This window comes from Huintestinicola sp. (assembly GCF_051882455.1).
In the GTDB taxonomy this organism is placed as follows: domain Bacteria; phylum Bacillota; class Clostridia; order Oscillospirales; family Ruminococcaceae; genus Huintestinicola.
The window spans coordinates 1-19,293 of the sequence record NZ_JBJERV010000016.1; the positions used below are offsets into that span (position 1 = coordinate 1).

Annotated in this window: 15 protein-coding genes, 1 tRNA gene and 1 other annotated feature; of the genes, 6 read left to right on the top strand and 10 right to left on the bottom strand. The window is 45.5% G+C overall.

Translation table 11 applies throughout. The features are described from left to right. Positions 1-58: 58 nt before the first annotated feature. Positions 59-134: transfer RNA gene (locus ACI4J0_RS02560), tRNA-Val, on the bottom strand. A gap of 307 nt (positions 135-441) precedes the next feature. Here ACI4J0_RS02560 and ACI4J0_RS02565 point away from each other — a divergent pair. Genes ACI4J0_RS02565 through ACI4J0_RS02575 form a run of 3 tightly spaced genes read left to right on the top strand, consistent with a single transcriptional unit; the run spans position 442 to position 3,636 of the window. Beyond that, on the top strand, positions 442-1,581 hold the full coding sequence (locus ACI4J0_RS02565; RefSeq protein ID WP_439764250.1) for a fibronectin type III domain-containing protein: 1,140 nt from the start codon (positions 442-444) through the stop codon (positions 1,579-1,581). A gap of 58 nt (positions 1,582-1,639) precedes the next feature. Further along, positions 1,640-2,326 carry a response regulator transcription factor gene (locus ACI4J0_RS02570; protein ID WP_439764251.1) on the top strand — a complete coding sequence of 229 codons (687 nt, stop codon included), beginning with the start codon at positions 1,640-1,642 and terminating at the stop codon, positions 2,324-2,326. Then, positions 2,323-3,636, top strand: a complete 1,314-nt coding sequence (locus ACI4J0_RS02575; RefSeq protein WP_439764252.1) for an ATP-binding protein — start codon at positions 2,323-2,325, stop codon at positions 3,634-3,636. Before ACI4J0_RS02570 ends, ACI4J0_RS02575 begins: the two co-directional genes overlap by 4 nt. A gap of 343 nt (positions 3,637-3,979) precedes the next feature. On the opposite strand, the gene ACI4J0_RS02580 is transcribed toward ACI4J0_RS02575, so the two are convergent. The 3 genes from ACI4J0_RS02580 to ACI4J0_RS02590 form a co-directional block, all read right to left on the bottom strand. Further along, the gene (locus ACI4J0_RS02580) at positions 3,980-4,723 is read right to left on the bottom strand and encodes an EFR1 family ferrodoxin (protein WP_439764253.1); all 744 of its coding nucleotides are present in this window, start codon (positions 4,721-4,723) and stop codon (positions 3,980-3,982) included. A 68-nt stretch (positions 4,724-4,791) separates the two neighbouring features. Then, the gene (locus ACI4J0_RS02585) at positions 4,792-5,826 is read right to left on the bottom strand and encodes a HAMP domain-containing sensor histidine kinase (RefSeq protein WP_439764254.1); all 1,035 of its coding nucleotides are present in this window, start codon (positions 5,824-5,826) and stop codon (positions 4,792-4,794) included. After that, complete coding sequence (locus ACI4J0_RS02590; RefSeq protein WP_439764255.1) at positions 5,819-6,496, bottom strand: response regulator transcription factor; 678 nt, start codon at positions 6,494-6,496, stop codon at positions 5,819-5,821. The genes ACI4J0_RS02585 and ACI4J0_RS02590 overlap by 8 nt, the downstream gene beginning before the upstream one ends. 305 nt (positions 6,497-6,801) lie before the next feature. Here ACI4J0_RS02590 and ACI4J0_RS02595 point away from each other — a divergent pair, with 305 nt between their 5' ends. After that, positions 6,802-9,798 carry an ABC transporter ATP-binding protein/permease gene (locus tag ACI4J0_RS02595; RefSeq protein WP_439764256.1) on the top strand — a complete coding sequence of 999 codons (2,997 nt, stop codon included), beginning with the start codon at positions 6,802-6,804 and terminating at the stop codon, positions 9,796-9,798. 506 nt (positions 9,799-10,304) lie between these two features. Here the strand turns inward: ACI4J0_RS02595 and tyrS are convergent. The 3 genes from tyrS to ACI4J0_RS02610 form a co-directional block, all read right to left on the bottom strand. Further along, positions 10,305-11,519, bottom strand: coding sequence for a tyrosine--tRNA ligase (tyrS, locus tag ACI4J0_RS02600; RefSeq protein WP_439764257.1), 1,215 nt, complete (start codon positions 11,517-11,519; stop codon positions 10,305-10,307). A 773-nt stretch (positions 11,520-12,292) separates the two neighbouring features. Then, positions 12,293-13,084, bottom strand: coding sequence for a class I SAM-dependent methyltransferase (locus ACI4J0_RS02605; protein ID WP_439764294.1), 792 nt, complete (start codon positions 13,082-13,084; stop codon positions 12,293-12,295). Between the two features lie 6 nt (positions 13,085-13,090). Further along, a complete protein-coding gene (locus tag ACI4J0_RS02610; protein ID WP_439764258.1) occupies positions 13,091-13,651 on the bottom strand; it encodes a hypothetical protein in 561 nt (186 codons plus the stop codon). A 57-nt stretch (positions 13,652-13,708) separates the two neighbouring features. Next, positions 13,709-13,921 (bottom strand) — a binding site (T-box leader). A gap of 300 nt (positions 13,922-14,221) precedes the next feature. Here ACI4J0_RS02610 and ACI4J0_RS02615 point away from each other — a divergent pair. After that, complete coding sequence (locus ACI4J0_RS02615) at positions 14,222-14,779, top strand: manganese efflux pump MntP (RefSeq protein ID WP_439764259.1); 558 nt, start codon at positions 14,222-14,224, stop codon at positions 14,777-14,779. A 9-nt stretch (positions 14,780-14,788) separates the two neighbouring features. Here ACI4J0_RS02615 and ACI4J0_RS02620 read toward each other — a convergent pair whose 3' ends face one another. From ACI4J0_RS02620 to ACI4J0_RS02630, 3 genes are all read right to left on the bottom strand, one after another. Then, positions 14,789-15,592: a hypothetical protein gene (locus ACI4J0_RS02620; RefSeq protein ID WP_439764260.1), complete on the bottom strand. Its 804-nt coding sequence runs from the start codon at positions 15,590-15,592 to the stop codon at positions 14,789-14,791. 26 nt (positions 15,593-15,618) lie between these two features. Then, positions 15,619-16,464, bottom strand: coding sequence for a hypothetical protein (locus ACI4J0_RS02625; RefSeq protein ID WP_439764261.1), 846 nt, complete (start codon positions 16,462-16,464; stop codon positions 15,619-15,621). 263 nt (positions 16,465-16,727) lie between these two features. Continuing rightward, positions 16,728-18,080: an MATE family efflux transporter gene (locus ACI4J0_RS02630; protein ID WP_439764262.1), complete on the bottom strand. Its 1,353-nt coding sequence runs from the start codon at positions 18,078-18,080 to the stop codon at positions 16,728-16,730. Positions 18,081-18,270: 190 nt separating this feature from the next. Here ACI4J0_RS02630 and ACI4J0_RS02635 point away from each other — a divergent pair, with 190 nt between their 5' ends. Beyond that, complete coding sequence (locus ACI4J0_RS02635) at positions 18,271-19,158, top strand: SPL family radical SAM protein (protein WP_439764263.1); 888 nt, start codon at positions 18,271-18,273, stop codon at positions 19,156-19,158. The last annotated feature ends 135 nt before the right edge of the window (positions 19,159-19,293 follow it).

The window sequence follows — 19,293 nt, forward strand, 5'->3', positions numbered from 1 at the left end:
ACCCACGACCTCCGCCGTGACAGGGCGGCGTTCTAACCAGCTGAACTACCAGGCCATTTGGTGGGAACAATAGGGCTCGAACCTATGACCCTCTGCTTGTAAGGCAGATGCTCTCCCAGCTGAGCTATGCTCCCACATTTGTCCTTGTCAGTGGCTTTCGTCAACCGACTTTTATATTATACACTAATGCAAAGCGTTTGTCAAGGGTTTTTTGAAATTTTTTCAAAAAAGTTTTGGGAGCAGAGCAAATAACGTATTGAAGCCGTTTTTCCGTCCGATGTATTTATATTATATGCGGTATTTTCCTCCCCTATGCCGCTAAAGAAAAATTTTCTCTGCTTTTTTAAGACTATTTTAAGAAATATCTCTTTTTTGCTTGAAAAAGGCAGCGGTATATGATACAATATAAATATCAAATATAACAAAGAAAGGCTGATGAATATGAAATACACTATGAAGATCACCGCATCCCTTATGGCGGCAGCAATGTCATTCTCCATCCTCGGGACCGCTGCCGCAGGCGCAGTGGATTTTACCGTTGAAGACGGCGGCAGTTCAGGCTCGTCAAACACCTCAGGCACTCTGACCCCCTCTGCGCCTGCCACCACTTCCGCAGTTGTCCAGAATGCTGTGCCCGAATTTTTCAACGGCTGCGTGAAGTTCACCTGGACTCAGGTGCCCTCCGCCGACAAATACGCTGTAAAGATATGCAATACCGACGGCACTATTGTAAAAACATACTATGTTGACAAAAAATACACAGCCGTGCTTGTTCCCGAAACGGTTTTCGGAGTTGACTATAATTCCAAAAAGGACTTTTACGCCTGCGTTATCGCATTAAAGAAGGGCGAGTACGATAATGACCTCAAGACCTTCTATGCCCCCTCCGCAAGCAAATTCACGATAAAATCGGATATGAGCGAATATCCCGATTACGGCGCAGCGCAGAATATCACATTTATGACCAATAACGGCAAGCTCCTTATCTGCTGGAAAAATCCCAATGACTTCACCGGGGACAAGGACATCTTCTCCGTAAGCGTCGAGGACAGGCTGGGCAAAACTGTTTTCAGCCAGACAGGCACCTCCTGCAAGGCTGAGGTCAAGGGTCTGAAGGACGGCGAGACCTATAAGGTAAAGATATATAACAAATCCTTCTCCGCAATGACCGTCACCGAATGTAAATTCGTTTCAGATGTTGTTTCCACCTCCGCAGGACAGAGCAGCTCGGAAACTCCTCCCAAAAAGGGCTCTGAATACACCCTCCCCGCTCCCCTCAGCATAAACGTAAAGCCCGGCAACGGCAAGCTTACCCTTTCCTGGAGCAGCGTTGACGAGGCATATGCATACAGGATATATATGTATGACGCAAAGACAAAGAAGTACAAGAAATACAAGACCGTCAAGAGCACAAAATACACCGTCAAGAGTCTCACAAACGGCAAGACCTACAAATTCAAGATCGTTGCCCTGCGCTATGACTCCAAAACAGGAAAATACACCCCCGGAAAGGCTTCCAGGGCAGTATCGGGAACTCCCAAAAACCCTTCAACGGTCGGCAGCAAAAAGGGTCAGGTTTAAGATTGGTTTAAGCCCCGTATGATATCATATCCCCAAAGGTCTGAAAGGGGCTGAGAAAATGCGTGTAATGATAGCCGAGGACGAGGAAAAATTAGCCGACGCCCTTGTGCAGATATTTGCAAGGAACAAGATAACCGCCGACGCCTTCGGAAACGGCTCGGACGCTCTGGATAACGCCCTTACGGGGATATACGATGTTATCATACTCGACATTATGATGCCCGTAATGGACGGTATCGAGGTGCTGAGACGGATAAGAGCCGAGGGCATAAGCACCCCCGTGCTCATGTTCACCGCCAAGGACGAGATATCCGACAAGGTGAAGGGGCTGGACAGCGGCGCAGACGACTATCTCACAAAGCCCTTTGCCACCGACGAGCTGCTTGCCCGCGTAAGGGCGCTGGGCAGGAGAAGCAGCGCCGCCATAATAAACTCGGATATCATCACCTGCGGAGATATCACTCTCGATACAGCCGCTTACGAGCTTTCCTGCGGTCAGAACTCCTTAAAGCTGGGTCTCAAGGAATTTTCCGTAATGGAGCTTCTTATGAAAAACAGCGGAAGAGTGCTGAGCAAGGAAACGCTTATCACCAAAATATGGGGCTATGACTCAGACGCGGAGTATAACAATGTGGAGGTTTATATCTCCTTTCTCCGCAAGAAGCTGGGCTTTATAAAGTCAAGAGCAACCATAAAGACCGTCCGCGGCGTGGGCTACACTCTTGAGGAGGAAAGCGGCAGATGATAAAGAAGCTCAGAGCAAGATTTACCTTTGTTCTCACAGGGCTTCTTGCCCTTGTAATGCTGGGTGTGCTTGCCTCCATATTCATATCCATGTACCGCTCCGAGGAGCATAATGCCCAGAGGATAATCGACTTTGCAATAAATATCGACTACAGCGGCAGATGGGAAAATCCCCCGCCGCCGGGGGAGGATACAGATACCCCTCCAAAGGAAATTTCCGAACGTCCCGACGGCAAAAACAGGATCCAGATGTCCTCGGGCTGGATAACGGTCAAGCTGGACAGCGAAAACGAGATACAGAGCATTTTTTACAGCAGGGAACGTTTCTTTTCAAGCTCCCATGAGATGGACGTACAAAGCTCCTATGTAACTGCCGCGGCGCAGGAGATAATCAGCCGCACCGACAAGGATAACGGCACCATATCCGCAGGGGGCACCTCCTACCGCTACAAGCTTCGTGATACGGAAAGCGGAAAAATGATAGTTCTCCTGGACCGCACCGATGAGATATCCACGCTCAGACGGCTGATGTTTATCCTTCTGGGAATATTCGTGCTGGCACTGGGAGTAATATTCCTGCTGTCTATCCTGCTGTCAAAATGGGCGGTGATACCCATCGAGGACGCATGGAACAGACAGAGAGTTTTCTTCTCCAACGCCTCCCACGAGCTTAAAACTCCCCTTACGGTAATAAACGCAAATCTTGATGTTATTACCTCAAACCCCGATGACACCGTTGCGGGTCAGGGAAAATGGTTCGGATATATCCGCTGCGAGGCAGAGAAAATGTCCCGCCTCATAAATGAGATGCTCTATCTTTCAAGAGAGGAGCGCACGGACAATCCCCCTGTTATGTCAGAGCTTGATCTGTCCGAAGCGGCAGAGGGGGCGTGTCTCGCCATGGAAGCACTTGCCTTTGAACGGGGCAAGGAAATAAGCTCCGATATCGACAGCGGCATTACGGTAAAGGGCGACAAGGAAGCCCTTCTGCGTATGATAAATATCCTTATCGACAACGCCGTAAGCCATTCCTCGGAGCATTCCGAGATCAGCGTATCCTTGAAAAAGAGCCGAAAAAATAAAGTTAAGCTTACGGTGTCAAACAAGGGCACACCCATACCACCCGAGGAGCTTGACAGGATATTCGACCGCTATTACCGCACCGACGCATCACGGAGCGGCTCCACAGGCGGCTTCGGGCTGGGACTTGCCATTGCAAAGACAATTGCCGAAAAGCACGGCGGCAGCATTGCCGCTGAGTCTGACGAGGACAGAACTGCTTTTACGGTAACGCTTAACCTCCTTTCATAAAAGCAAAACGGGCTTCCGCAGAAAAGGCAGCACCGCATAAAGAAGTATTCCCCTTATTTCATAAGACAGCACTGTCAAGCCGACTGTGCTGTCTTATTTTTTGTCAAAATCCCTGCTGTTCGGAATTTGGCTGTAATCTTTGAAATAAAAAGCTTTATCCAATGCTGATATTAGGAGCTTTCGCAATATTATGAATTTCGGGATATGATCATATCGTTAAAAACAATATTATCTGTTTTTATTCGGTAAGATCAAATTTCATCAGCGTAGGTTCAATAGAAAAATCGGGTTGTCCGTAAAGGACAACCACGATCGTTGGGAAAATTATGTTGATTTATTCAAATCACTCATCACCAAGATAATATCTCGGTTTGCCCTGTGTTTTCTTTCCGTACTCAATAGCTTCACAAGGACAGCCTGCGATACAAGCCATACAATGAGTGCAGTCCTTTCCCCAGAAAGGTCTGCCGTTTGAGATATTTATATTATTGAGCGGACAGCGCTCTGCACATTTTCCGCAGCCTGAACATTTATCCGTGACAGCAAATGGCTTTGCAGTTATCATCACAGAGTACATAATAGGATTAAGGATCTTTGACATAAATCCGCTGCCCGGCTTTTCCTCGGCAAGTGACTTGTTATCCCGGATTTTGTCGGCTATTGCCGTTATCTTAGGATCGGCTTCGGCGAGGACCTTGTCATTCACTTCTTTTGGCTGGGTGCCTCCGCCTGCAATATATCCCTGAGGCATTACAACAGAGTTAAATCCACGAAGTGAAAATTTTTTCTCTTCACAAAGCTTTTTGGCATAGCTTACAGTAAGCCAGGGCGTTGCAGCGCAGGTAGCTATAAAATAAACGTTTTTTGAGCCGATAAACCGTACCCTTTTTATGTAGTCGTCCATAATACGGGGAAATCTTCCGCCGTAAACGGGACCGACGAAAACAAGCGCTTTATCCGATCTTACATCGCTGTAATCCTTATTTTTGATCTTATCATTTATGGAAATCAGCTCGTCACCCGATATTTCAGCAATTCTTTTTGCGGCATATCTGCTGTTTCCCGTTCCGCTGAAAAATAATACCATAGTAATACCTCCGAAAATTATTTTGATATTACCAAGTATAACATACCAATTAAAACTTACGGTAAACTTTACAGCGGAAGAAAAATAACAAAGGTCGCTCCCGCACCCTGAGTGCTTTTGACCGCAACGGTGCCGCCGCAGAGGTCAAGTATCCTTTTCACAAGTGCAAGACCGAGTCCGCTGCCCTCGGAGCTTCTGGAGGTATCCGCCTGATAGAATTTCTCGAAAATATGCTTCTGTACTTCCTCCGTCATGCCGCCGCCGTGGTCGGTTATGGATATTTTCAGCATATCATTTTCCGTGTGCATATTTATTTCAATAACGCCGTTTTCGGGCGAATGCTTTATGGCGTTGTCGATAATATTGCTCCATATCTGACCGATAAGCTGCTCGCTGCCGAAATATAGCTGCTTTGGCAGGTCAAGCTCAAATTCAATGTTTTTTGCAGACCATTTGCTTTCAAGCATTAAAATTGATTTTCTGATCTGTTCGTCAATGCGGTACTCTTTTTTATCAAGTATCATCTCCTGATTTTCAAGCTTTGAGAGCATAAGAATACTGCTGCACAGGCTTGACAGCCTGCGTGAATTGTCAAGTATCTTTTCAACATAACGGCTGTGCTTTTCGGGTGTGAGTCTGCTGTCCTGCAAAAGAGCGGCATATCCCTCGATAGATGCGATAGGTGTTTTAAATTCGTGAGATACATTTGCCACAAAATCCGTCCGCAGCGTTTCGATATGGGAAAGGTCATAGGTCATGGAGTTAAAATGCTGTGCCATTTCCCTTATTTCTTCAATAGGCTCATTTTCCGGTACTTTGACTTCAAAATTTCCTCTTGAAAGCTCGTCAAAAGCATTGCATATATTTTGTATCGGACGAATGATGCGCTTTCCCACAAATAATGCAATGGTGGTTCCCAGCAGCATACTTCCAAACAAAAACAATACTATGGGAACCTTTTTTGTATGGGGGTCGATCTGTATTATATCCAGTTCAAAAAGCAAAAGCCATATCAATGCGGTGATCGTGAATACAATAAATCCCGTTATAAAAACTACGCCCGAAAAATACAGCCACAGCTTTGAATGCCGCTTTTTATTCAACCTTTTTCACCGCCTTGTAGCCAAGTCCTCTTACCGTCACAATTTCAAAATCATCGCAGCCCTGAAATTTATCACGCAGACGGTTTATATGTGTATTGACGGTGCGCTCGTCCGTTTCGGAGAACATTCCCCATATTTCGTCCATAAGCTGCTGACGTGTGAATATTTTGTTGGGGTAGGACAGCAGCTTGTACAGCAGATAAAATTCCTTTTGCGGCAGTATGGTTTCTTTTCCGTGGATAGTGACCGTCAGTGCGTCGTAATCAAGAGTGGTTTTCCCCACGGTTATCTTCTTCTCGCTTGATATTTTTGCACGGCGCAGAAGTGCCTCAACACGCAGAACAAGCTCTTTAACGTTGATGGGCTTTATCATATAATCATCGGTGCCCATCCGAAAGCCCCTCTGCATATCGTCAAACTGATCCTTTGCCGTGACCATAAGTATTGGCAGATCATATTTTGCATCACGGAGTGACCTTGTCAGCTCATAGCCGTCCATATTCGGCATCATTATATCGGCAACGATAAGGTCAATATATTCCTTATCCATAATATCGAGAGCCTCCGCCCCGTCGGCAGCGGGAATGGTGTTATAACCGCTGTCGGAAAGCACGGTACAGAACAGCTCACGCATATCTTCATCATCTTCGGCAACAAGAATGTTAAACATATAAACGCCTCCTTTTTTACATTATAGTATATCACACAAATATACGTCAAGATAAACTTATACTAATAACCAATTGTTCTATGGATAAAGACGGTGGATAGAATACGACAAATCAAGGAAAACGACCGCAGGCGGGCTGTCGCCCGGCAAGGGAGTTTGACGCAGAGTTGGCGTATTATAGCCGCCGTATTTTGTCCATAGGTTAATTGGTTATTAGTATTAAATTTATCCTCGGTTTATTCCGAGTTGTCCGTAAGTTTATTTTGATGTGCTATAATGCCGAAGAAAAGGAGGCATCGCATAAAATGCTGCAATTAAAAAATATTGTTAAAACCTATGTCACGGGAGATCTGAAGCAGGACGCTTTAAAGGGCATCAGCATAAGCTTTCGTGAAAACGAATTTGTATCCATACTCGGACAAAGCGGCTCGGGTAAGACCACTATGCTTAATATTATCGGAGGACTTGACCGTTATACCGACGGCGATCTGATGATCAACGGCGTATCCACCAAGAAATACAAGGACGCCGACTGGGATCATTACCGAAATAATTCCATCGGATTTGTGTTCCAGAGCTATAATCTTATCCCTCACCAAAGCGTGCTTTCCAATGTTGAGCTTGCGCTGACATTGGCGGGCGTATCAAAAAAGGAACGCCGCAGGAAAGCTGTTGAGGTGCTGAAAAAGGTAGGTCTGGGCGATCATATCCACAAGAAGCCAAATCAGATGTCGGGCGGACAGATGCAGCGTGTTGCTATTGCCCGTGCCCTGATAAACGATCCCGATATTCTCCTTGCCGACGAGCCTACGGGTGCGCTTGATTCGGAAACGAGTATTCAGATAATGGAGCTTTTAAAGGAGATCGCCAAGGACAAGCTGGTTATTATGGTAACGCACAATCCCGAGCTTGCAGAGCAGTATTCAACAAGGATAGTAAGGCTCCGTGACGGCAATATCATCGGCGACACCGACCCCTACGATGCCGCAGAGGAGCCTGTCGGTCCGCAAAAAAGCAAAAAAATATCAATGTCCTTCACAACGGCGCTTTCTCTCAGCTTTAACAATCTCCGCACAAAAAAAGGACGGACGCTGCTTACCTCATTTGCAGGGTCAATAGGAATTATCGGCATTGCGCTCATACTTTCAATTTCCACAGGTATTCAGAACTATGTGGACAGTATTCAGAGGGATACATTGTCATCATATCCTATCTCAATACAGGAAAAGGAGTCCGGCATTACGACGCTGCTTTCAAGCAGGAAGGAGATAATGAACGACGACAGCCGTCACGAGCTTGACGCAGTATATTCAAATGACCGTATGTATGATATGTTCAACGCTGCATTTACGGGGGAGGATATTCAGAATAACCTTACTGCCTTCAAGGCGTGGGCAGACCGTGAGATGGATCCCGATACAAGCACCACGGGACTGTATAATTACGTTTCGGATATACAGTATCAATACGCAGCGGAGCTCAACACCTATGTAATCGGCGAAAACGGCGAATATCACAGCACCGATATAATGGAGGTCCTGCCCTCCATAGGCGGAAGCTCGGGCGGCAGTACGCTTACATCAATGCTCAGCACACGTCTTGAAACGGTGGAGCTTTGGTCGGAGCTTATTCCCGATACCTCGGGCGGACTTATCTCGGATATGGTTTATGAGCAGTATGAGCTTGTAAGCGGAAAATGGCCCGAGGCGGCAAATGAGGTCGTGCTTATCCTCGACAGCAATAACGAGGTAAGCGATGTGGCGGTGTATGCACTTGGAATGATGTCCGATGATGAAGTAAGCGACATTTTCACAGCTGTTGCAAAGCAGGAGGAAATAGAGTCATCTTCCCGGAGAATTGCATATGAGGATATTCTCGGCACGCAGTTCAAGCTGCTTGTAAATTCCGATTTTTATTCCAAAGGAACGGACGGCAAATGGCAGGATATGCGTGAGGACGAGGCTTCAACAGAGCTTCTGATAGAGAGCGGATATGATCTGAAACTTGTGGGCATACTTCGTCCAAACCCCGATGCTGCTTCTGCCTCAAACGTCAATTCTATGTTCGGCACGATAGGTTATACCTCGGCACTGACAGAGTATGTTATACAGAAAAATTCCGACAGCGAAATAGTAAAGGAACAGCTTCTTCCTGAAAATGAAAACTATGACGTTTTAACCGGACTTCCGTTTACAATTACGGAAGAAATTGACCCCGACGACACATACAAGGCAGAAAAGATAACCGAGTATTTCGCAACGCTTACCCCTGTACGAAAAACCGAGATATACACTTCCATTATGTCCGAGCCGCCGGCAGATCATCTGGACAGTACGGTAAATACGTATATGCAGAATTTCCCCACAAGGGATTCCATAATAGAATTTGCCGCAAATTCCTACGGCTTTGAAAAGTCTGCCGCTGAGGCTTATTTTGAAGATCATACCGATGAAGAACTGAACGGTCTGCTGAGGACACAGCTTGAAAAGCTTGTGAGGGAAAAATATGCGGAACAGGCAAAAATGCAGATCTCACAGCTTATGGCTTCCGTTTCTGCTCCCAACGACCTTTTCGGAACGGCAGGATATGCAGCTGTCGCAGCCGAATTTGACAAATTGACAGGTGCGATAACAGATGAAAGCGTCCTTGCAAAGTATTACGACCAATATATGCCCGCAACCGTATCAGGCTCGACGCTGAAAGAAACCTTGACGGCTATCGGTGCGGCAGACCTTGAAACTCCTTCTGCTGTGAATATTTACGCAGAGTCCTTTGAAAATAAGGAATATATTGACGAACTGATAGAGGAGTACAATAATTCCGCTTCGGAAGATGATAAAATATCCTACACCGATTATGTTGCTTTGCTTATGTCGGGCGTAACGGCTATGATAGACGCCGTTTCATACGGACTTATCGGATTTGTTTCAATATCACTTATCGTTTCTTCTATTATGATAGGCATAATCACATATATTTCCGTTCTGGAGCGGACAAAGGAGATAGGTATACTGAGAAGTATGGGCGCTTCCAAGAGAGATATTTCCCGTGTATTCAATGCGGAAACTGCTATTGTCGGATTTACCGCCGGTCTTATCGGGATAGGAATGACAGTCCTGCTTAACATACCCATAAGCATTATTGCCGAAAATCTGACAGGTATTGGCAGATTGGCTGTCCTTCCGTTTAATGCAGGCATTATCCTTGTTGTGATAAGCGTGATACTTACCTTGATAGCAGGACTTATCCCGTCAAGAGTTGCCGCAAACAAGGACCCCGTTATCGCGCTCAGAAGCGAGTGAGAATACAATGGGAGCAAAACAGATCATACTGTGGGGCGGTATTTTTGCAGTAATACTAACGCTCTTGATTTTCATATATCTGCGCAAATATCGGAAAATACCTAAAAAAGAGCTTGTTGTTTTTATTCTGTCGGCTTTGTTATTTTCGATTTTGTTAACAGCGGCATTCTTATAATTTTTTAAAAAAAAGGTATTGACATTTGTACGCTTTATACTAATCTTTAATCGTTCTATAGACAAAGCCGACAGATGAAATAATTCCGGTCAAGGAAAGTGACCGCAGCAAGGCTTGCCGCCTTGCAAGGGAGCGTTGCCTTATAAGGCAACCGGATGATGAATGGGATCATCTCAGCCGAGGATTTGTCTATAGATTGATTGAAGATTATAGCCTGCTATACAAAAAGCTGCCACAGTATCGCTTCGGGCGATTTCCTGTGGCAGCTTGATAATTGAGCCGCTGTATATAATTAACGTAATTGCGACAGCTTCTTTATCGCACCTTATTTTTATGCTCTTGTAACCTTGTGGTAAACCTTCTTGCCCTTTTTGATGATAACGCTGTCTGCGATCTCGATAACGCCACTCGGGTCTGTTATCTTAACATCGTCAACGCTTACGCCGCCCTGAGTCACAAGTCTCCTTGCCTCGCTCTTGGAGGGGCAGAGAGCAGTTTTTACAAGCAGGCCAAGAATGTTGATGCCGCCCTCAAGCTCTGCTGCGGGTATCTCGGTAGTAGGCATATCCTCGGCATTTCCCGAGCCGCCGAAAAGCTTCTTTGCAGCCTCAAGGCACTTGTCAGCCTCTTCCTTGCCGTGGATAAGAGCGGTAAGCTCATATGCAAGGATCTCCTTTGCCTTGTTAAGTTCTGCGCCTGTCATGGTGCGCTCCATTTCCTCTATCTGCTCAATGGGCAGGAAGGTAAGGAGCTTTAAGCACTTGATAACATCGCCGTCGCCCACGTTTCTCCAGTACTGGAAAAAGTCGTAGGGAGAGGTCTTTTCGGGGTCGAGCCATACGGCGCCCTTTTCGGTCTTGCCCATCTTCTTTCCCTCGGAATTGGTAAGGAGGGTGATGGTCATTGCGTGGGCATCCTTTGCAAGCTTCTTTCTGATAAGCTCGGTGCCGCCCAGCATATTTGCCCACTGGTCGTCGCCGCCGAACTGCATATTGCAGCCGTACTTCCGGAACAGCATATAGAAATCGTAGGACTGCATTATCATGTAGTTGAACTCAAGGAAGGTAAGTCCCCTCTCCATTCTCTGCTTGTAGCACTCGAAGGTGAGCATTTTGTTTACCGAGAAGCAGGCACCCACTTCTCTGAGAACGTCAACATAGTTGAGGTTTAAAAGCCAGTCCGCATTGTTAACAAGTATCGCCTTGTCATCGGAAAAGTCGATGAAACGGCTCATCTGCTTCTTGAAGCAGTCAACATTGTGCTGAATGGTCTCCTTTGTCATCATCTTTCTCATATCGGTCTTGCCCGAGGGGTCGCCTATCATTGCTGTTCCGCCGCCGATAAGGACGATAGGCTTGTTGCCTGCCATCTGAAGTCTTTTCATAAGGCAGAGAGCCATAAAGTGACCAACGTGGAGACTGTCCGCAGTGGGGTCAAAGCCGATGTAAAAGGTGGCTTTGCCGTTGTTTATCATCTCGCTTATTTCTTTTTCATCAGTGACCTGAGCGATAAGTCCTCGTCTGGTAAGCTCTTCGTATAAAGTCATTTTTAAATTCCTCCGTTTTATATTAAAAATTTTAAACTGACTTGGATATTATTTATATGAGATGAAATCAGAAACTGATCTCACGGATACCACCGCCTTTCAAGTGTTAGAACCTGTCTTCACAAGAAATGTGTGCGGATTTTCGAGCATAATTATGTCTAAGACAAGGCAAAAATCCGCAGGCGGGCTTGCCGCCCGGCAAGGATTTTTAACGCAGTCTTAGGCAGAATTTGCCGAAAAGACGTGCGTATATGCTTGTGAAGACAGGTTCTTATATTTATCTTGATTTTTCATTGATATATCCGCAAAGCTTCATCATCGGCTGACTGTTTATGTATTCCTTGAAGCTGTCGGGGTCTTTGGGAGGATCTATCATTTCGGAAATAAACACCTGCTTTTTTCCATCGCTGCATTTAACAGTCAGGACAAAAAGGTGACATGCGAAGCCTCCTCTGGCATAGCTTTTTCTGATGCAGTATTCTGCACAGGAGATGTTTTTATATTCGATATGTGATACAAAAGCTTTTTTATTAAAAACCTTATGATATATAATGAGCTGATCTTTACAAGCAAGAATTTGTCCGCTTTCAAATATAGAAAAAGCAATCAGTTCAGCCAATGATGTAAATAAAATCACGACCGGCGCATAAATGTATATCAACCTATCTCCTATAATAAATACGAGTAAAAATATAAGAAAAATGTTCAGAAAAAAAGTGATTTTTTCGCACAAGTATAATTTTCCCGTGGAATAAAACTCACATTTCATCTTCTCACACCTTTTCAAGGACCGTCACAGCGCAGTAATGAAGCACATCAAATTCCCGGGGAGCTATCTTCTCAAGGAGTGCCATATGCTCCCTCTCGAAAGCAGCAATTTCATTACCGGTCAGTGAAGCGCCTATTCCCCGACAGGCTTTGATGCGCCCGTTCCAGCTTTCGCGGGTGAAATGCACCTTGACATCGAATATCTCGCTGTGAAGCTTTTTAAAGTAATTTCCGTAAACCTCGGGAATAAATATTTCGTGCCGCATATCGCCCTTGCCCGTCCATTTGGGATTATATCTGAGTATAAGCTCCTCGCTCGACCCTGCCACCTTGTCCTCATAGGGCAGCCAGCCCATATAGAGTACCGCCAGCTTTCCGCCTTTGCAGAGAAGCCCTGACAGCTTGGGAGCGGCAATGTCATGGTCAAAGTAGAAAAAGCACTGGCAGGCGGTTATGGCGTCAAAGCTTTCCTCGGGGAAGTCAAGCTCCTCGGTGGAGCGGCAGAAAAAGCCTATGTCCATACCCTCTTTTTCCGCAAGGCGCTTTGCCTGCTCAATTTGATTTTCCGAGATGTCCGTACCCGTAAAGCGTGCGCCGAAGCTATACATATTCCGCGGGATAACGCCAGTTCCCGTACCGATATCAAGCACCTTCTGCCCCGAAATGCCTATGCCCAGGGAGTGGATCTTCTCGTAAAATTCCCGGGGATAAATGTCACGGTATTTTGCGTAATCGGAGGAGGCTCTGCCCCAGTCAAAGGGCTTTCCGTTGTCGATATTATCGTTTGATATCATAATCTTACCTCATTCTGCCCAGCCCATTTCTCTGAGCTGATTAAGTACATCGCCGTCAAGGTCGTCATAGCTGCCTTTTTCAATGAGTTCTATAGCATAAACAGTTGCTTGTCCGGGATATGTTTCTGCTATCATTTCAACGAGAATTTTTATCCTGTCCCCGTTTTCAAATTCGGCAAAGTCATAGCCTGATCCTGAAGTCCCGTCATATGTTCTTACGGAAGTAGGTGCAATATATCCGTCCTGCTCAATAAAAACCATATCTCCGCCGTTTTTATCCCGAAGATATCTGCCCTCAAGCCAGCCGCAGACGATGGCATTTTCCGCACGTTCTTTCGGGTCAAAAAACACTACTGCAGCCGCATCACCATAGGAATAAATACCACCATAGCCTACAGCAGACTCTCCCCAGGCATCGCAAATTTCGCCGATAGAACGCCCTTCAAGCTTTCGTGAAAGCTTATCGTTATCAAGCATTACTGCTTCGGAAAGCGGAATGATCTCAGCCTTGCAGGAACAAAGCAGGAGCGAAAGAATAACGGGAACAAGCGCAAGTGAAAGCTTTTTCATAATGTCACCTCAAACAAAAACGCCCTCCCGAAGCATTGCTTCAAAAGAAGCACACTTCAAGAGGGCGATAAAAACCGCGGTACCACCTCAGTTCGCCATACATTCGTATGACCTTGGGGAGACTGTAACGTGTCTCGGTACGGATAGGGCTACTTAAATTTCACCGTATCTGCTCGGGAATGTATCTTCAAAGCGCCGCTGCCCTCTCCCACCACGTGAAGGCTCTCTGAAAGCGGTTATGCCCTGCTTTTTTTCCGTCATAGCATTTGCATTAAGGTGATTATAACATAAAAAACGCCGGTTGTCAAGGATTTTTTCCAAAAGGTCTTGACACAAAGGGAAAAATATGTTAGAATATCCTTACAATATTTCCGTGGGGGAGTAATCTGCTTTATGCACAGCATAAAGCGGCAAATCGACATACCGACCGAAAGGTCCGGTTTGCCTTAATTGATAAGACTCACATACAGATACAGCCGAGCTGTCGGCTTTGTCTGTATGCGAGTCTTTTTATTTTTCTGCGGACATAAACATATATAAACCAAATAAACGTGAAAGGACTTTCAAGCTATGGATATGCTCACCTTATTTCTCATCGCCGTGGGGCTTTCGATGGACGCATTTGCGGTCTCCGTCTGCAAGGGACTTGCCACCCCCTCCTACAAATTCAGATATTCCCTTATCTGCGGGGCATGGTTCGGGGGCTTTCAGGCGCTTATGCCCGCAATAGGTTATCTGCTCGGGGTGAATTTCAAGGGCTATATCACCGCCTTTGACCACTGGATAGCATTCATTCTTCTGGCGATAATCGGCTTTAATATGGTAAAGGAGGCGCTGTCCGCCGATGAGGAGAACCCAGACCCCTCCTTTGCTCCGAAAACAATGCTTGTGCTTGCCATAGCCACCGCAATTGACGCTCTGGCGGTGGGCGTGACCTTTGCATTCTTAGAAGTGAACATCATTGCCGCCGTGCTTTTTATCGGGGTATGCACCTTTGTGATATCCGCCGCAGGAGTCAAGATAGGCTCGGTTTTCGGGACAAAGTACAAGTCCAAAGCGGAGCTTGCGGGAGGAATTATTCTCCTGCTGCTGGGAATAAAAATTCTTATTGAGCATCTTATGGGGTAAAAATCCGGATCATTCCCTTACCTCAAGCTTATATGTATCAAGCAGTTGGTTATGTGAGATAAAAAAGCTCAGTCTTGTTGTTGTATCCTTTACGGTAAACGTCAATGAATCATAATCAAAATCATCTGTATTATTTTTGCGGATAGATAACTTATGAATGCCTTTTTCAAAATACATATCCCGGTCTATGAGCGAGTCATCACGCTCAAGGGTCTTTAATTCTTCTCCGTCAAGATAAACGGTAAAGGACTGATATTCATCAGTGAATAAATCGGGTATCGTAGATAAGCCGAAGCACACATACAGATTTAGATAAACATAATCCTCCTCATTTATGGAAACTGTTTCCTCGCCTTCCTGCGGCATATTGTTTTTCGGTTCCTCATAGATATGGGTCTGAACCAGTTCAAGATTTCCCTTATCCATTTCAAATTCGGCTGTGTAAAGCCCCTCAGTTGCCTTGACCTTAAATGAAACTGTATTGAAATCAAACAGCTTGTCCTTTGAGCTTTTTGCTGTGACCGTATGGTATCCTTCGGTCAGATACAGTTCCTTGACTATCGGCTTTGAGTTTGATGAGGAAGAAACCGAGCCTATGTCCTCTCCGTCAAGCGAGATATAGAACACCTCCGAATTGCCGAAAAGATATTCACCTAAACTTTCATCATAATTCACCGTTATCTGACAGAGAACCTCTTTTGGCGCTTCTGTCTGGGTTGTAACGGATGTGCTGCCCGAAGACGAATAATCACAGCCGCAGCACAGCAGCATTGCAGTCATTATCAGAATAATTGATGATAAAACCTTTTTCATATTTGTTTCAGTCCTTTTCTGTTGATTTAATCCTTATTCTTCACATCATAAATAAACAAATCACGAGATACCTCTTTATATCCAAGCGGTACTCTGAACTTAGCATTGGTATTATTTGTCAGCTTATAATATGCCCCCGATTCGGCATCTATCGTATACAAAGTATATTGACCATCATAATAAAATCTTGTCGTTTCACCCTTAAAGTCGATATCTTCATATTCCATTTCCTTGCCAAAAACCGTTTCCTTTCCGGAACCTGTTATTTCACCATCTTCTGCATAACTCTTATACAATTCAAGAATATCATTTATTCCGGTCATTCTTTCAATATCGTTTGTGCTAACTTCTTCAATAAAATACTCTTTGAGGTCGTCATCAAGGTGATTGATGTGAAAGTGATATGCACCTTCATCATGTGCAGTAATGATATCATGATATTCCTGGGTTTCCGATTTTATATTATAATAAGTTGATACATAATTAAATGAAATAATTGAAGCATCCTGATCCACAAAGGAACTGCCCCTTTCCATACATATGCAATCATTCCTTATAATAGATGATATTACCTTAAAAAACCTGCTGTTTTTCATTTCGCTGCTTATATCGTCCGATTTAAGGGCTTCCGAGTATACCCTAAGTGCCCCGCTGCTTCCCCAATAAGTAAGCGATGCATTTTCGCCTATCTCATCGATCTTGTTTCCTATACCCGATACAATATCATTTGCAATACTTGATACTATCTCATTCTCCTCACTCTTGGTGCTGCTGTTATTTCCGCTGCTGTACGAATCCGACATCAGGCTGTCACAGCCGCAGAAGATCATAGATAAGCAGATACACATTGTTAATTTTTTTGCAATATTCATAAATATTCCCCTTTTAGAAAAATTTTCTTCCTGCTCTGAGGAAAAACATTACACCATCAAGTGTAAATACACAATCAGTTTAGCATCTTATCAGATAATTGTCAATCCGATCAGAGATATTTCGTTACAACACCCAAAAATATATTTTTAACCCTATAATTTTATTTTACAGTATCAGACAAAAAATTTCTACAGCTGACAGCTGAACGCAGGCAAAAAAGCACCGCAGTCCTGCCAATTGACATTACTGCGGCAATATGTATCTATGATACCTTTTTTTCCTTAACAAAGGTCGCCTTCACAAGCTCCCTGTCCCTTGCGTATCCCCACACAAGGAGAACGGTCATAAAAAACCAAACGATAGGCTCGGATATCATTACCCCGAAATAGCCCAGCACAGGCGCCGCGGCAAATGCCACCACCGCCTTGCCTATCATCTCGATAACGCTGCTGGCAACGGGTACTGTCTTTCTTCCCAGACCCTGAAGTGAGCTTCGCATTACCACAAGGACGGCAAGGATAAAGTAAAAGGGCGTGTTAACTCTCATATACCTTGAAGCAAGCTCCACGATAAATACCTCTTCCGTGCCGGCTATCCAGCCGATAATGGCAGGAGCGAACAGATATCCTACCGCCACAGCCGCACCCGACCATACCCAGCACATAAGTATGGCGCTCTTTATTCCCTTTCCCACTCTCTCGGGTCTGCCCGCGCCTAAATTCTGACTGCAATAGGTGGCACAAGCCGAGCCGAATGCGCTGAACGGAAGCATAAGGATACTGGATATCTTTCTTGCGGCGGTGTGAGCGGCAATGGTGTCGGTGCCGAAATTGTTTATTGCCCTCTGGAGAATGAGCGAGCCTATCTCCACTATGGAGAACATCAGCGCAAGGGACAGTCCCATTGCCATAAGCTCGGACAGCTCATTGAGCGTGACCTTGAGCTCGTCCTTTCCGGGGATAAGATAAGGAAATCTTATGCATATGTAGACACAGCACATCACAAAGGAAAAGCCCTGGGATATTACAGTGGCATAGGCAGCTCCCCTTACGCCGAAGCCCAGCTTTGCGATAAACACTATATCAAGCCCGATGTTTATAAATGAGGATATTATCAGAAAAACAAGGGGCGTAATGCTGTCCCCCACCGCTCTCAGCACGCCTGCGGACATATTGTAAAGCATTGCTGCGGTCATAAAGAGGAGGATAACGGAAATGTAGCTGTATGCGGTCTCGAATATCTCCTCGGGGGTGTTGAGTATACGGAGAAACGGGCGGAGAAAAACAAGGCTCAGAACGGTAAATACCGCCGATACCGCAAGTCCCAGAATAACGGTGCCTGCCACAGAGCGGCGCATTTTTACATAGTCCCCCGCCCCGAAATGGCGGGCGGTGATGATGGCAAAGCCGTTTGTCAGACCCGACATAAAGCCGATCATTAGATTTGATATGTAGCTTGTGGAGCCCAGGGCGGCAATGGCTTCAACGCCTACGGTCCTGCCCACGATGACCGTATCTATCATACTGTAAAGCTGCTGAAAAAGGCTGCCCAGCGCAATGGGCACGGCAAAGGCAAATATCATTTTAGCGGGATTTCCCGAAGTAAGCTCTCGCACTTTAATTTCCTCGATTTCAAAAAAATTTATACTATGATAGATTATCCTATTCGGGAGTATTTGTCAACAAAAAAACAGAGGAAATTTTGTTAAATATTTTTTCTGTAAAAATCACGTGGCTGTTGACGTAAGCTTTGAAAAGCTGATATAATAAAAAGAGAAATATCCTTCTGACCAAAGGGGGCGTACCATGGAAAGCGTTGGGGCAAGGGCTATACTTCATAAAAACAAATCAACAGGCTGGTTCGGCACGGACTACAATATGAACCTGTACCGCGGCTGCTGTCACGGCTGCATATACTGCGACAGCAGAAGTGACTGCTACGGCATTGAGGATTTTGACAAGGTACGGTGCAAGGCAAATTCCCTTGAGCTGCTCAGGTATGAGCTAAGGCACAAATCCCATACGGGAGTTATCGGCACAGGCTCCATGAGCGACCCATACAATCCCTTTGAGGAAAAAGCTCTCCTCACCCGTCACGCTCTTGAGCTTATAAATGACTATGGCTTCGGCTGCGTTATCCTCTCAAAAAGCAGCCTTATGACCCGTGACAAGGACGTTTTTCTTGCCATAAAGGAGCACTCCCCCATGATGTGCAAGCTTACCATAACCGCCGCCGAGGACAGTCTCAGCCGCATTATCGAGCCCAATGTGAGCCCGTCCTCGGAGCGCTTTAATGCCCTTGCGGAGCTGTCCGAGGCAGGGATATTCACAGGGATAACCCTTATGCCCGTTCTGCCCTTTATCGAGGACAGCGAGGACAATATCCTTAAAATCGTCAGACGGGGTGCCGAGGCAGGAGTGAATTTTATCTATCCCGCATTCGGGGTGACATTAAGGGGCATTCAGCGTGAATATTTTCTCAGAAAAGCAGACGAGCTTTTCCCCGGGGAGGGGCTGTCGCAAAGGTACTTTGAAGCCTTCGGATATTCATATGAATGCACCTCGCCCAATGTGGACAGGCTGTGGAAATGCTTTACCGCCGAATGTGAGCGGCTGGGTCTGCTTTACAAAATGCAGGACATAATTTCCGCTTCAAAGCGGGATTACGAACAGGAGCAACTGAGTTTTTTCTGATAAAAAGGGAGGGATGAATGTGCCGCAGATAAAAACTGTGCTGGGCAGTAATATAGCCTTCGAAGCTGCCGAGCAGAAATGGCTATCAAAAGGCAATGCCTGTATAAAAGAAACGGTGATATTGCTCAGGTTATC